The sequence below is a fragment of the Pseudomonas sp. 3B-A001-10F genome, from assembly GCF_056313565.1.
The window spans coordinates 34,689-49,016 of the sequence record NZ_JBQYFW010000035.1 but is presented as its reverse complement, the minus strand read 5'-3'; the positions used below and the strand labels follow the sequence as shown (position 1 = coordinate 49,016).

The following is a 14,328-nucleotide window of genomic DNA, read 5'->3' as shown; positions in this document are numbered from 1 at the left end:
AGGGTTCGGAGCGTCGCTGGGCAATCAACCAGCCTTCACGGGTCGGCGGCGTCTGGCAATCACCGCCAAACGCACGACTGAGGGCGAAACAACACAAGGACGTCACACCATGAAACCGTTAACCCTCAGCGACAGCAGTTCGTCGGCGCAAATCTGGAACAGCGCCCCGCAACTGGACAACATCCCGGTCATCAATACTTTAAGTCTGGTACCCGCCGGCGCTCGTGCCGTGGTCATCGCGCCGCATCCGGGCGATGAAGTGGTCACCTGTGGCGGCCTGCTGCAATTACTCTCCAGCCTCGGTCATCCGTTGCAATTGCTCTCGATCACCGATGGCAGCGCCAGCCACCCGGGTTCGCGGCAATGGTCGGAAAAACGCCTGAGCGTGTTCCGCCCGCAGGAAAGCGTCGAGGCCCTGCGCCGTCTCGGCTTGCCAATGCACAGCCTGAAATGGGTGCGCGGCGGTTTCACTGACAACGCTCTGTGCGAACAGCAAGCGCAAGTGACCGAATTCATCAGCCGCTACCTGCGCCCAGGCGATGTGGTGTTCAGCACCTGGCGCGGCGATGGCAACGACGACCATGAAGCGGTGGGTCGGGCCAGCGCGCAGGCAGCGGAACAAGCCGGGGCGACCTTCCACGACGTACCAGTCTGGGCCTGGCACTGGCCCGAGCGCGACCAGCAACTGATCCCTTGGGAACGCGCGCGCAAACTGCGCCTCGACACCTGGACCGTCGCGCGCAAGAGCCACGCCACTCACGCCTATGCCAGTCAGCTCAAGGGTGAACCGGCGATTGGTATTGCACCGATGCTGCCACCGGTGATTCTCGAAAGAATGCGCCTGCCCTATGAAATCGTCTTCGTCTGATATCTGATTCCCTGTGGGAGCGAGCTTGCTCGCGAAGAGGCCGTCACATTCAATACTCGTATCGACTGGACCGACGCCTTCGCGAGCAAGCTCGCTCCCACAGGGTTTGATGTGCAATAGAAATTATCCAGAAGGAACTGCCGCCCCTCGCCATCAGTCGCATGAATAAGCGGCCCGCAATCCAGAGGAGTGAACGTGTCCAGCGAACCCAAGCGTCATGTTGTCGACGCACCCGTCATTCATCGCCTCAGGGTGCTGACGGTCAATACCCACAAGGGTTTTACCGCGCTCAATCGGCGATTCATCCTGCCGGAACTGCGCGAAGCGGTGCGCAGCACCTCGGCCGATCTGGTGTTTCTGCAAGAAGTGGTGGGTGAACACGAACGGCATTCGAACCGTTACAACGAATGGCCGCAAACCTCGCAGTACGAATTTCTCGCCGACAGCATGTGGAGCGATTTCGCCTACGGGCGCAATGCCGTTTACCCCGACGGCCACCATGGCAATGCCCTGCTGTCGAAATACCCGATCCGTGAATACCGCAATCTCGATGTGTCGATCACCGGCCCCGAACGCCGAGGCCTTTTGCACTGTGTGCTCGATGTGCCGGGTCACACCGAGGTCCACGCAATCTGCGTGCACCTGAGTCTGCTCGAAAGCCATCGGCAATTGCAGCTGCAACTGCTCTGTCAGTTGCTTGAATCGCTGCCCGAGGATGCCCCGGTGATCATCGCCGGCGACTTCAACGACTGGCAGTTGCAGGGCAACGCCGCCCTCGCCCGTCGCGATTACTTGCACGAAGCCTTCGAGCGCCATCACGGGCGCCCAGCCAAGACGTATCCGGCGCGGTTTCCATTGCTGCGACTGGACCGGATCTACCTGCGCAATGCCAGTAGTCATGACCCGCAGATCCTCGGCAACAAGCCGTGGACGCATCTGTCCGATCACCTGCCATTGGCGGTTGAAGTGCATCTGTAACCGCATTAATGACAGCAATACCCTATGCGCCAGATTGACATCCCTTGTGCCCTTTCAGTGCCGGCAGACCTTCTGTCGGTAACTGAAGCGCTCTGAATCGGGTTTTTGGCTGGGTTGTTCCATACAAACAACCACTTAGTTATGTGCAGAAAAACAAACGCTTGCAAAGCCTGTTTTGCCACTACCGCTCATCGTTCAATTTCTTGACGGGCACGCTCGACTCTTCTTATCTCTACCTTACTACCCCCGGAATAACTACCGGGACGAGCCTTCGGACACTCGCGAAATCGAGCGGCCACGGTTCGCCCCGCTCCATTCGGTCGCCCCTCGTTCGGGGTAGGAGAGACGCCACATCGAGATGCCGCATGCGCCTGCAAGGTAGACCTCCATGAGAACTTCAATCACCCCACACGAGATCAAAATCACTTTCTGCACAGTGTCGAGTTCTATCTTGCTGTGCTCATCCATGGAGGCGCAGGCCGGTCCTGCCGCGGATGAAACGACCCCGTGGTACCGCGCGGATGTGCCCGTGATGACGTTGCCCGCCACCGTCATCACCCCCGGCCCGCAACGCTTCAGCCCACGGCCCGATCTGCAGGGCACACGCTTGATTACCGAAGACCTCGCACCGTCGGCCTGGGACGAGTTGTACGGTAGAAGCGCCCGTCAGGCGCAAACCGATGTGCTGTCGTCAGGCTACGCAATGCCCGGCAGCGGCGACTTCAAAGGGCCGGCCGTGTTGACCGTACAAGGTGGCGGGCATACCCAGACCATCGGCTTGATCGGCGGCGTCAATCAGATTCAAGCCAATGGCAACGGGGTGCTCACTAGTCGCGCCTTGGCCGATCCGAACACTGACACCCTCAATCTGCAAGGCCAGAGCCTCGGGGCCTACTACAGCCTCACTGGTGCGCAAGGCTGGCACGTTGATCTGTCGGCCAGCGGTGGCCGGGTCAGCGGTTTCAGTCGCAACGGCCAAGGCGCCCGGCAAGCCACCGAAGGCAGCGCCATGACCTTCTCGATCGAAGGCGGTTTTCCGATTGGCTTGAGCGACAACTGGGTGGTCGAACCGCAGGCGCAATTGATCAATCAACGCATCACCCTCGACACGCCGTACGCAGGCTCGGGCAATGCGTCCTCCACCGATCTGACCGCCTGGAGCGGCCGCGTCGGTGCCCGTTTGAAAGGCAGTTACGATTTGAATGGTCTGCCGGTCGAACCTTATGTGCGCACCAACCTGTGGCACACCGTTTATACCGGCAGCACGGTGACGCTGGATCAGGTCGACAAGATCAGCAGCAGCCGCAAGTCATCGACCGTTGAGTTGGGCCTGGGGCTGGTGGCGCGGGTGACGCCGGTGGTGAGTCTGTATGTCAGTGCCGATTACAGCAGTGATGTCGATGACAATGATTTGAACGGGATCATTGGCAGCCTTGGGGTGCGGATGCGTTGGTGATCTTCAGGCTACCGAAGGCCCCTGTGGGAGCGAGCTTGCTCGCGAAAGCGGTGTAACGTTCAACATCATTGTTGATTGACATATCGCCTTCGCGAGCAAGCTCGCTCCCACAGGTTTTGCGGTACCGGATCAACCCTCCGGCTTGAGGATCAACACCGCCAACGGCGGCAGATTCAGCTCCAGCGACAACGACTGGCCATGACTCGGCACTTCCTCGGTAAACGCCCCGCCGCCATTGCCGTAATTGGAACCGGCATAGGTGTCGGCATCGCTGTTGAGCAATTCAGTCCAGCGCCCGGCAAACGGCACACCCACGCGATAGGCCTGACGCGGCACCGGCGTGAAGTTGGCCACCACCAGCACCGGTTTACCCTCCTTGCTCCAGCGCAGCCAGGCATAAACGCTGTTGATCGCATCGTCGCCGATCAACCACTGGAAACCCTGCGGCGCGTCGTCCTGATCGTGCAGCGCCGGCTCTTCGCGATACAGCCGATTGAGATCCCCGACCAGTTTCTGCACGCCCTTGTGCTCGGAGTACTGCAGCAGATACCAATCCAGTTGCTGATCGTGATTCCACTCGCGCCACTGGCCAAACTCGCAGCCCATGAACAACAGCTTCTTTCCCGGGTGCGTCCACATGAAACTCAGATACGCGCGCAGGTTGGCGAATTTTTGCCAGCGATCGCCGGGCATTTTGTCGATCAGCGAATGCTTGCCGTGCACCACCTCATCGTGGGAGATCGGCAGGATGAAACGCTCGGACCAGGCGTAGACCAGACCAAAACTCAACTCGTTGTGATGGTGCGCGCGGTACACCGGATCCTGCTGAATGTAATGCAGCGAATCGTGCATCCAGCCCATGTTCCATTTGTAGGCAAAACCGAGACCGCCCTGCTGCGTACTTTGGCTGACACCGGGCCACGCGGTGGATTCTTCGGCGATGACCAGCGCACCCGGTGCTTCCAGTTCAACCACATCGTTCAAATGCCGCAAGAAGTCGATGGCCTCCAGATTTTCCCGGCCGCCATGGCGGTTCGGCACCCATTCGCCAGCCTTGCGCGAATAGTCGCGATAGAGCATCGAGGCCACCGCATCGACGCGCAAACCATCGACATGGAAATGTTTCAACCAGTGCAGCCCGGAGGCCAGCATGTAGCCGTGCACCTCGGTGCGGCCGAGGTTATAGATCAGCGTGTCCCAATCCTGATGAAAACCTTCCAGCGGGTTGCCGTATTCATACAGCGCGGTGCCGTCGAACTGGGCGAGACCGTGAGTATCGGTGGGAAAATGCGCCGGCACCCAGTCGAGGATCACACCGATCTCGGCCCGGTGGCAGGCGTCGACGAATTCAGCGAACTGCGCCGGCGAGCCGTACCGCGCACTCGGGGCGAATTGCGAGAGCAATTGATAACCCCAGGAGCCACCAAACGGGTGCTCCATGATCGGCATCAGTTCGATGTGGGTGAAACCCAGTTCCTTGACGTAGGGAATCAAGCGTTCGGTGAGTTCCGGCCAGGTGTACTGGCGGGCGACTTCACCGAGATCATCCAGTTCGCACTGCCACGAACCGGCGTGCAATTCGTAGATCGACAGCGGCGCCGAATGTTTCTGCCGGTCGCGTCGGCTGCTCATCCAGTCCTGATCCTGCCAATCGATCTGCAGTGGCTCAGCGACTTTCGAGGCGGTGTCCGGCGGCAGACTGGTGGCCAGCGCCATCGGGTCAGCCTTGAGCGGCAGGATCCCGTGAGCGCCGAGAATTTCGTATTTGTACAACTCGCCCGCTTGCAGGCGCGGTATGAACAACTCCCAGACCCCGGATGGATGACGCAAGCGCATGGGATGACGGCGGCCGTCCCAGACGTTGAAATCCCCCACTACGGATACGCGCCGGGCATTCGGCGCCCACACCGCAAAGCGCACGCCGTCGACGCCATCCACCGTTTTCAACTGCGCGCCGAGACAGGCGCTGAGGTCACGGTGATTGCCTTCGGCGAACAGATACAAGTCCATTTCACCGAGTAACTGGCCAAAGCTATAAGGATCCTCGGCAACCTGTTCGCCGCCGGCCCAGCGAGTACGCAACTGATACGGCCGCGCCTGATCGAAATGGCCGACAAACAGCCCCGGCGTTTCGGTCTGCTCCAGCGGACCGCGTTCTTCACCGCTGTCCTTGTCCAGCACCACGACACTCAGCGCTCCGGGCAGATAAGCACGAATGAACTGCCCGCCAGCGCCATCGCCGTGCGGGCCGAGAATGGAAAAAGGGTCGTGATGTTCAGCACGGACCAAGGCATCAATATCTTTCGCCGAGGGCAGCAACGTTTCTTTAACCGCACCCAGTTCCTTGTTCGAGAAACTCATGACTACTCTCCACCAAGATCGGAAAAGGGTTTAAGCCCCGTCAATAACCCATACAAACCGTGCAACGGCACGGGCAGCCACGTGGGGCGATTTTCGGCTTCATAGGCCACTTCATAGGCCGCCTTCTCCAGGCCGAACAACGCCAGCGCGGCGTCGGCACCTTCAGGATCTTGCCAAGCATGATCAAGACTAGCTGCCGCGCGGCGATATGCCTGAACAAATGCCTCGCGGGCCTCACGCAGATAGCGCTCGGCGACCAGACGCCGCGCCGTTTCAGACTCGGCGCTGTGGTCAACGTTGTGCACGTTGATGGTCATTGCAGCCGCATAATCGAAGGAGCGCAGCACGCCGCTGACATCCTTGTACGGACTGTGTTTGCCACGCCGCTCGCCCAGTGGCCGCGCCGGTTCACCCTCGAAGTCGATCAGGTAGGCATCGCCCTTGATCACCAATACCTGGCCCAAATGCAGATCGCCGTGGACGCGAATGCGCAAACCACCAACGGCTTTTTTCGCCAGATCCTGCACGTGCGTGAGGATGGTTTTCTTTTCGTCGATCAGGCGTTTGACCAGTTTCTGATCCGCCGCATTGAGTTCGCCCTGATGCTGCTTGAGCAGTTTCAGCGCGTGTTCGACCTGCGCCACAACATCCTTGCCGGTGGCCTGCATGTCCTTGGCCGTCGACACCTGCGGGGCGAAGTCGGCATTGTCGGTGGGCGCGGCGAGCACCTTGTGCATCTCGCCCAGACGCTGACCGAGCATGCCGGCAAAATCCTTCAGCTCACCGAGGGCGTTGTAATGCTGTTCCTGTTCGGACATGGCATCGGCCAGCTCATCGCGCAGCGCCCGTTCAAGGTTGTTCTGCGTCCATTCCCAGGCGTCGCCCTGATTGCTCAGATAGCCTTGGGCGATCATCAGCAGATTGTCTTCGCCCTTGGCATCGCGGCGAATCACCGAGCCGAGCAGCGGAGAGATATTGGCAAATCCGGCCTCGGTCAGGTAAGCGCTCATCTCCAGTTCCGGGTGTACGCCAGAAGCGACTTTGCGTATCAGCTTAAGCACCAGACTATTGCCGATCACTACCGAACTGTTCGATTGCTCGGCAGACAGATAACGCACTTCCGACTCGGTACCGAGGCCGAGCGTTTCCAGATGCGGCGTCGGTGCAAAGCGGATTTCGCCTTCGCTCGACTCCAGCACGGTGTTGTTCTGCATGCCTTGCAGCACCGCACGAATAAACGTTTCAAGGCTGAACGCGTCAGTAATCAAGCCGACCTGTCGCACTCGGCGTACACGGGACAAGGCCAATTGCTGCGGCAACGCCGGGCCGACCTGATCTTCGGAAATAAAGCCGAACGGCAACTGATAACGACTGGTCTGCCCGCCACTGGTGACTTCGACTTCGCTGAGCAGCACCGGATGCTGCGCATCGCCGAAACGCACGCCGTAGGCCAGATGCACCTTGTCGATGGCCGCATCCTTGCCGGCGAACCAGCGGCGATTCTGCAGCCAGCTCGGCAGGATGCTTTGCTCCAGCGTCGTGCGCGACGGCGCTTCGAGCAATTCTTCCATGCGTTTTTTCAATACCAGCGTGGTGAAGTCCGGCAGGCTTTGCGCCGGTTCCACGTGCCAGCTCGGCATCTGGTTTTCCGCCGCCAGTGCAAACCAGTAGAAACCGTAAGGCGCCAGGGTCAGGAGGAAATTCAACTGGCCAATCGGCGGGAAGGCATTACCGCCGAGCATCTCCACCGGCACCATGCCGACGTAGGCCGACAGGTCCAGCTCCACCGCTTGCGCACTGCGCGAGACGTTGGCCACGCAGAGAATGATTTCGTGTTTGCCATCGGCATCGGTGAATTCGCGCGTGTAAGCCAACACGCGACGGTTGTTCGGCGAGAGCATTTTCAACGTGCCACGGCCGAACGCCTTGGACTGTTTGCGCACAGCGAGCAAGCGTCGGGTCCAGTTGAGCAGCGAATGCGGATCGCCGGACTGGGTTTCGACGTTGACCGACAGATAGCCGTATTGCGGGTCCATGATCGGCGGTAGCACCAGGCTGGCCGGATCGGCACGGGAGAAGCCGCCGTTGCGGTCGATCGACCACTGCATCGGCGTACGCACACCATCGCGGTCGCCAAGGTAGATGTTGTCGCCCATGCCGATCTCGTCGCCGTAATACAGGGTCGGCGTGCCCGGCATCGACAGCAGCAGACTGTTGAGCAATTCGATGCGGCGGCGATCGCGCTCCATCAACGGCGCCAGACGACGGCGGATGCCGAGGTTGATCCGCGCCCTACGGTCAGCGGCGTAGTAGTTCCATAAATAGTCACGTTCTTTGTCGGTGACCATCTCCAGCGTCAGCTCATCGTGGTTGCGCAGGAAAATCGCCCACTGGCAGTTGGCGGGAATTTCCGGGGTCTGGCGCAGAATGTCGGTGATCGGAAAACGATCTTCCTGAGCCAGGGCCATGTACATGCGCGGCATCAGCGGGAAGTGAAACGCCATGTGGCATTCATCACCGTTAAGGCCTGCCGCATCGGTATCACCGAAGTACAGCTGAGTGTCTTCGGGCCATTGGTTGGCCTCGGCGAGCAGCATGCGATCGGGGTAATTGGCATCGATCTCGGCGCGGATCTGCTTGAGGACGTCGTGGGTTTCCGGCAGGTTTTCGTTATTGGTGCCATCACGCTCGATCAGGTACGGAATCGCGTCGAGGCGCAGGCCATCGATGCCCATGTCCAGCCAGTAGCGCATCACCGAGAGCACGGCTTTCATCACTTGCGGATTGTCGAAATTCAGATCCGGTTGGTGCGAATAGAAACGGTGCCAGAAGTACTGGCCGGCGACCGGGTCCCAAGTCCAGTTGGATTTTTCCGTATCGAGGAAAATGATTCGCGTGCCGTCGTATTTCTGATCGTCATCCGACCACACGTAAAAGTCCCGCGCCGCCGAGCCGGGCTTGGCCTTGCGCGCACGCTGGAACCACGGGTGCTGGTCGGAGGTGTGGTTGATGACCAGTTCGGTGATCACCCGCAAGCCACGCTTGTGCGCCTCGGCGATAAAGCGCTTGGCGTCGGCCATGGTCCCGTAATCGCTGTGCACGCCGCGGTATTCGGCAATGTCATAGCCATCGTCACGACGTGGCGAGGGATAGAAAGGCAACAGCCAGATGGTGTTGACACCGAGGTCGGCGATGTAATCGAGTTTGGCGATCAGGCCGGGAAAGTCGCCGATCCCGTCGTTGTTGGAGTCGAAAAACGATTTGACGTGAACTTGATAGATCACCGCGTCCTTGTACCAGAGCGGGTCTTTGATAAAGGTGGCTGCCTTGGGTTTCTTCGCCATGTGAAACTCCTGTTCAATTCTAGAAAAGCCGTGAGCCGATCACCTGACTCGAAAACGCTGAGCAACCTGTAGGAGTGAGCCTGCTCGCGATCGCGGTTTCATACTCGGCAGAGTTGTCGCCTGCAAGATTGCTATCGCGAGCAGGCTCACTCCTACAATGGATCTGTGTTCAGGCAGTAATCCGCCAAATACCGAACGGCTGGTACGCCGGGTCCAAACGCATGAACTGATATTTGCCATGCCAGTCCCAGCGATGCCCGTTCATCAAGTCTTCGCCGTGGGTCGTCGCATCGTCGGGCAGGCCCATTTCCCACAACGGCAGTTCGAAATTCGCTTCCTGCACGTTGTGCGGATCAAGGCTGACCGCGACCAGAATGAAGTTGCTGCCGTCGACACTGCGCTTGCCGAAATACAGAATGTTGTCGTTCCAGGCGTTGTAGACCTTCAGGCCCAGATGCGTGTGCAGCGCCGGGTTCTGCCGGCGGATGCGGTTGAGTTGGGCGATCTCGGCAATGATGTTGCCCGGCGCGGTGAAGTCGCGGACGCGGATCTCGTACTTCTCCGAATCGAGGTATTCCTCTTTGCCCGGCACCGGCGCCGACTCGCACAGCTCGAACCCCGAATACATGCCCCATAAGCCTGAACCCATGGTCGCCAGCGCCGCACGGATCAGAAAACCCGGACGCCCGGATTCGTGCAGGAATGCCGGGTTGATGTCCGGTGTGTTAACGAAGAAATTCGGCCGGTAGCATTCGCGCCACGGCGATTCATTCAGTTCAGTGAAATACGTCGCCAGCTCAGCCTTGCTGTTGCGCCAGGTGAAATAGGTGTAGCTCTGCGTGTAACCGACCTTGCCCAGCCGCGCCATCATTGCCGGCGTGGTGAAGGCTTCGGCGAGGAAGATCACTTCCGGGTATAGCGCGCGAACATCGGCGATCAGCCATTGCCAGAACGGCAGTGGTTTGGTGTGCGGATTGTCGACGCGAAAGATCTTCACGCCCTCTTCGACCCAGCCAATAACGATGTCGCGCAACTCGACCCACAGGCTCGGAATGGCGTCCGGCGCATAGAAGTCGACGTTGACGATGTCCTGATATTTCTTCGGCGGATTCTCCGCATATTTGATCGTGCCGTCGGGCCGCCAGTTGAACCAGCCCGGATGCTGTTTGAGCCACGGGTGATCCTGGGAACACTGAATGGCGAAGTCGAGGGCGATTTCCAGACCGTGATCGGCGGCAGCAGCGACCAGTCGGCGGAAGTCCTCGCGGGTGCCGAGTTGCGAGTGGATCGCCTCGTGACCGCCCTCCTCACTGCCGATGGCATAAGGGCTGCCCGGATCATCGGGGCCGGCGGTCAGGGAATTGTTGCGCCCCTTGCGATGGGCGCGGCCAATCGGGTGGATCGGCGTGAAATAGAGCACGTCGAAGCCCATGTCCTGAATCATTGGCAAACGCGCGTGCACATCGTTAAAAGTGCCATGACGGTGGGGATCGTCGGTGATCGAGCGCGGAAACAGTTCGTACCAACTGGCAAATTCGGCCAGTTCGCGTTCAACGTCTACCGGGAATTCCGGACTGACGCTCAGGTAGGCACGGTGATCGGCCTCAGCCATCAACTGCGCACTGCGCGAGTGCAGGAACAGCGCGACTTGCTCGGTTTCGAGCAGCCCGGACAATTCATGGTGCAACGCGGCGAGCTGTTCGCTGAGCTGACCTTCGCTGCGTTCGGCGGCCTGTTGCACCATGCTCCGGCCTTCCTGCAACTCCAGCGAAACCGGTACGGCGGCGCTGTGTTTTTTCTCCAGTTCGTACTGGAAACTGGCGAAGTGATCGATCCACGCCTCGATGCAATAGAGGAAGCGCCCTTGGTGTTCAGGGCGGAACTGGCCTTGCCAGCCGTTATTGCCCTGATCGGTCATGACCTCGCTTTGCCAGGTGTCTTCGCCTTCCTCGCGCCAGCGGATGCGCACCGCGAGTTTGTCGTGACCGTCGGCAAACACCTTGCTGGTGACCACCACCTCACGGCCGGCAATCGACTTCACGGCGAACTGCCCGCTATCGAGGGTCGGCATGGTGTTTTCGATGGCAATGCGCGGCAGCAGCAACGCCTGCGACAGCGGCATGTGCGGGTTGTATCTCAGTTCAGAAGGTCTTTCAGCAGTCATTGAGCATCTCTCCTTAACGCCCCAAGGACGCTCTTGTGCAGGATCAGTGTTCACAACGAAGCGCCTGCCCCGAAATGAACTCACTTAGGTTCCGAGCGACCGGCGCCGGGAAAAGTTCAGATGAAATTGCCGTGTCAGAAAAGCGGATCGAATTGCGTGCAGGGTGGTCAATCCACTTAAGCACTTCTCACGCCATGTGCCACACGGAGGTCATCAGATGAATATCCCGATCCCGGCCGAAACGCCCGATCCGAACATCGACAAACCCACGCTGCCCGAGACCGAGCCGCAACCGATTCCCGAGCAAGAGCCACCCGGCACCACGCCACCGCCCCAAGAAGAACCACCAACGACGATGCCACCAGTCATCGTCTAACTGATCGTTCCCACGCTCCGCGTGGGAACGATCATCCGGCGCAGGAATGATCAGTGGTCATCAGTCTTTTCCTCGTCCTTTTCGAACAGCTTCACGATGCGCGGCATCACGCTGAAAATCCCCAGCGCCAAAAAGGTACTGAGCAGCGCCGTCGCTTCCCGGCCCAACCCGGTCGCCACACCAATGGCAGCGGTCATCCACAGCCCGGCAGCCGTGGTCAGGCCTTTGACATGGCCTTCATCGCCTTCCTTGTTTTTCAGAATAGTCCCGGCACCGAGAAAGCCGATCCCGGCAATCACCCCTTGCACCACGCGACTCATCGCATCCGATTCCGCTCCCGACGTCTGCGGCACCAGCACAAACAGCGCAGCCCCGAGCGCCACCAACATATGCGTGCGCACCCCGGCAGCCTTGCCCTTGTGCTCGCGTTCAAAACCGAGAATGCCGCCCAGAATGGCGGCCATCAGCAGGCGCACGGTGATGCGCGTCAATTGCGACGCATCCGCGACGTCGGCGAATTCCGCCTGCAGGGTTTGCCACACTTCATGCCACCACGCGTTCATCGTGCAGTCCTTGTTATTGGGTCTATAGAGGATGGACAGCGACGACCATTAATCAGTTGCGCAGAACGATCAGCGCAGCGTGCGCCCTAACCTTTCAGACACCCCTGAAAAAAGGACTGCCCTCATGCCCGTTCGAGTCGATCAATCCAACCCCGAACAGAAAGTGTGTTTTTTCACCGTTGAACATGGCGAGGAAATTCGCATTTGCGACACTCTAGAAGTCATGACGGACAGCGACAAGGCCATGTCGTTTGTGGAAATAGAAGGCCGGCGCGTGTACATCACCGAAGCAGAAGCCGACGAATTGACCGTCGCAGGCGCCAAGGATGGTCGCAAGCACTTGAAGGCTGACGAGAGTGGTTCGGTGATTTGACTGACCTTGATCAACACCCCGCGCAAACGCCTGATATAGGCGTTTGCGCCTTTGCCTGCGGGCTGCTTCAAGTTGTCGCAGGCGTTGCGCAGAATCGCATCTGATCCGCTTTTTATTGAAATAGCTGAGTCTGTTATGCAAACAGATCGACGCTCATAGTGCTCTGGCCTGATGGAGGCTGATGAGCGAATAACCATGAGCGAACAAATCCCCGTCCGAAGCGTAGAAGCATCTCCAACTATCAAAAGTGTGCCCGCACGCCCAATGAAGGCGACGGCCAAGTCCAGCGACAACCAGATCCACACCCGCAGCTTCACCGGCCTGTTCCGCACCCTGCGCATGAGTGGCGCGGGATTTCTGTTCGTGCTGTTTTTCGGCACGGTGTGGCTGAACTGGGGCGGACGTCAGGCGGTGCTCTGGGATCTTTCCGAAAGCAAATTCCACATCTTTGGCGCGACGTTCTGGCCGCAGGATTTCATTCTGCTGTCGGCGCTGCTGATCATCGCTGCGTTCGGTCTGTTCGCCATTACCGTGTTTGCCGGTCGGGTCTGGTGCGGTTACACCTGCCCGCAAAGTTCGTGGACGTGGATCTTCATGTGGTGCGAGAAGATCACCGAGGGCGAACGCAACCAACGCATCAAACTGCAAGCCGCGCCATGGAGTCTGAACAAACTGGCACGGCGTGCGGCCAAGCACACCTTGTGGCTGGCAATCAGCGTGCTGACCGGCCTGACCTTCGTCGGTTACTTCACGCCGATCCGGCCGCTGGCCGAAGAACTGCTGACCCTGCAAATCGGCGGCGTCAGCCTGTTCTGGGTGCTGTTCTTCACCGCTGCCACGTACATTAACGCCGGTTGGCTGCGTGAAGCGGTGTGCATGCACATGTGCCCGTATGCGCGGTTCCAGAGCGTGATGTTCGACAAGGACACCCTGGCGATTTCCTACGACGTGGCCCGTGGCGAAAACCGTGGCCCGCGCAAACGCGATGTGAAACCGCTTGAGGCTGGCCTGGGTGATTGCATCGACTGCCAGTTATGCGTGCAGGTCTGCCCGACCGGCATCGACATCCGCGACGGCTTGCAGATGGAGTGCATCGGCTGCGCGGCGTGCATCGACGCTTGTGACTCGATCATGGACAAGATGAACTACCCGCGCGGCTTGATCCGCTACAGTTCCGAGCGCGAACTGCAGGGTGGCAAAACCCACCTGCTGCGCCCGCGCCTGATCGGTTACACCGTGGTGCTGGTGGCGATGATCGGCGCATTGGCGTTGGCGTTGATCGAGCGGCCAATGGTCTCGCTGGACGTGACCAAGGATCGCGGGTTGTTCCGCGAGAATGGTCAGGGTCAGATTGAAAACATCTATAGCCTCAAAGTCATCAACAAGACCCAACAGCGCCAGGACTACAACCTGAGCCTGGTGGATGGCGACGGCTTCCAGTTGCAGGGCAAGACTGAACTGAGCCTGGCCCCGGGTGAGATTGTCGATGTGCCGGTGTCGGTGGCTATGACCACGGAACGCCCGGCCAGCAGTTCGCAGACCTTGAGTTTCAAGATTGCCGACAGCGATGAGCCTGAGGTTTACAGCGTGGCGAAGAGCAGGTTTGTTGCGCCGATGAATCGCTGAGCCGTTAGAATCTTTTTCCCTCACCCCAGCCCTCTCCCGGAGGGAGAGGGAGCCGACCGAGGTGTCTGTCGCTATACATCGACCTGACAGACCGAGTCGACTATGGATTCAGCAAAGCACTATCAAGCCGAGTCGATTACGGACTTAGCAAAGCACATCAAGCCGAGTCGATTACGGATTTAGCAAAGCACTTTTCAGGCTGAGTCGATTGTGGATTCA

The 14,328-nt window shown here is 59.3% G+C and carries 10 protein-coding genes; 6 read left to right on the top strand and 4 right to left on the bottom strand.

Features of this window, described 5'->3' with window-relative positions:
- Positions 1–109 precede the first annotated feature (109 nt).
- The 3 genes from AC0ZWN_RS24420 (at position 110) to AC0ZWN_RS24410 (ending at position 3,302) form a co-directional block, all read left to right on the top strand.
- Positions 110–868, top strand: a complete 759-nt coding sequence (locus tag AC0ZWN_RS24420; protein WP_093433571.1) for a PIG-L deacetylase family protein — start codon at positions 110–112, stop codon at positions 866–868.
- Positions 869–1,063: 195 nt separating this feature from the next.
- The gene (locus tag AC0ZWN_RS24415; RefSeq protein WP_476336909.1) at positions 1,064–1,846 is read left to right on the top strand and encodes an endonuclease/exonuclease/phosphatase family protein; all 783 of its coding nucleotides are present in this window, start codon (positions 1,064–1,066) and stop codon (positions 1,844–1,846) included.
- Between the two features lie 388 nt (positions 1,847–2,234).
- Positions 2,235–3,302, top strand: coding sequence for an autotransporter domain-containing protein (locus AC0ZWN_RS24410; protein WP_476336907.1), 1,068 nt, complete (start codon positions 2,235–2,237; stop codon positions 3,300–3,302).
- A 129-nt stretch (positions 3,303–3,431) separates the two neighbouring features.
- Here AC0ZWN_RS24410 and glgB read toward each other — a convergent pair whose 3' ends face one another.
- From glgB to AC0ZWN_RS24395, 3 genes are all read right to left on the bottom strand, one after another.
- Positions 3,432–5,663, bottom strand: a complete 2,232-nt coding sequence (glgB, locus tag AC0ZWN_RS24405) for a 1,4-alpha-glucan branching protein GlgB (RefSeq protein ID WP_476336906.1) — start codon at positions 5,661–5,663, stop codon at positions 3,432–3,434.
- A 2-nt stretch (positions 5,664–5,665) separates the two neighbouring features.
- A complete protein-coding gene (gene treS, locus AC0ZWN_RS24400; RefSeq protein ID WP_476336905.1) occupies positions 5,666–9,007 on the bottom strand; it encodes a maltose alpha-D-glucosyltransferase in 3,342 nt (1,113 codons plus the stop codon).
- Positions 9,008–9,176: 169 nt separating this feature from the next.
- Positions 9,177–11,171: an alpha-1,4-glucan--maltose-1-phosphate maltosyltransferase gene (locus tag AC0ZWN_RS24395; RefSeq protein WP_476336903.1), complete on the bottom strand. Its 1,995-nt coding sequence runs from the start codon at positions 11,169–11,171 to the stop codon at positions 9,177–9,179.
- 217 nt (positions 11,172–11,388) lie between these two features.
- Here AC0ZWN_RS24395 and AC0ZWN_RS24390 point away from each other — a divergent pair, with 217 nt between their 5' ends.
- Positions 11,389–11,547, top strand: coding sequence for a hypothetical protein (locus AC0ZWN_RS24390; protein WP_476336902.1), 159 nt, complete (start codon positions 11,389–11,391; stop codon positions 11,545–11,547).
- Positions 11,548–11,597: 50 nt separating this feature from the next.
- Here the strand turns inward: AC0ZWN_RS24390 and AC0ZWN_RS24385 are convergent, their stop codons facing one another.
- Entirely contained in the window at positions 11,598–12,110 is a 513-nt protein-coding gene (locus AC0ZWN_RS24385) for an MgtC/SapB family protein (protein WP_476336900.1), read from the bottom strand.
- A gap of 124 nt (positions 12,111–12,234) precedes the next feature.
- Here AC0ZWN_RS24385 and AC0ZWN_RS24380 point away from each other — a divergent pair, with 124 nt between their 5' ends.
- The gene (locus AC0ZWN_RS24380; RefSeq protein WP_476336899.1) at positions 12,235–12,483 is read left to right on the top strand and encodes a DUF3203 family protein; all 249 of its coding nucleotides are present in this window, start codon (positions 12,235–12,237) and stop codon (positions 12,481–12,483) included.
- Positions 12,484–12,678: 195 nt separating this feature from the next.
- Positions 12,679–14,109, top strand: a complete 1,431-nt coding sequence (ccoG, locus tag AC0ZWN_RS24375; RefSeq protein WP_476336898.1) for a cytochrome c oxidase accessory protein CcoG — start codon at positions 12,679–12,681, stop codon at positions 14,107–14,109.
- Positions 14,110–14,328 lie beyond the last annotated feature (219 nt).

Bases quoted from the DNA above. Each gene is read 5' to 3' on its own strand.
- AC0ZWN_RS24420 (WP_093433571.1), top strand. From the start codon at position 110: ATGAAACCGTTAACCCTCAGCGACAGCAGTTCGTCGGCGCAAATCTGG.
- AC0ZWN_RS24410 (WP_476336907.1), top strand. From the start codon at position 2,235: ATGAGAACTTCAATCACCCCACACGAGATCAAAATCACTTTCTGCACA.
- glgB (WP_476336906.1), bottom strand. From the start codon at position 5,663: ATGAGTTTCTCGAACAAGGAACTGGGTGCGGTTAAAGAAACGTTGCTG.
- treS (WP_476336905.1), bottom strand. From the start codon at position 9,007: ATGGCGAAGAAACCCAAGGCAGCCACCTTTATCAAAGACCCGCTCTGG.
- AC0ZWN_RS24395 (WP_476336903.1), bottom strand. From the start codon at position 11,171: ATGACTGCTGAAAGACCTTCTGAACTGAGATACAACCCGCACATGCCG.
- AC0ZWN_RS24390 (WP_476336902.1), top strand. From the start codon at position 11,389: ATGAATATCCCGATCCCGGCCGAAACGCCCGATCCGAACATCGACAAA.
- AC0ZWN_RS24385 (WP_476336900.1), bottom strand. From the start codon at position 12,110: ATGAACGCGTGGTGGCATGAAGTGTGGCAAACCCTGCAGGCGGAATTC.
- AC0ZWN_RS24380 (WP_476336899.1), top strand. From the start codon at position 12,235: ATGCCCGTTCGAGTCGATCAATCCAACCCCGAACAGAAAGTGTGTTTT.
- ccoG (WP_476336898.1), top strand. From the start codon at position 12,679: ATGAGCGAACAAATCCCCGTCCGAAGCGTAGAAGCATCTCCAACTATC.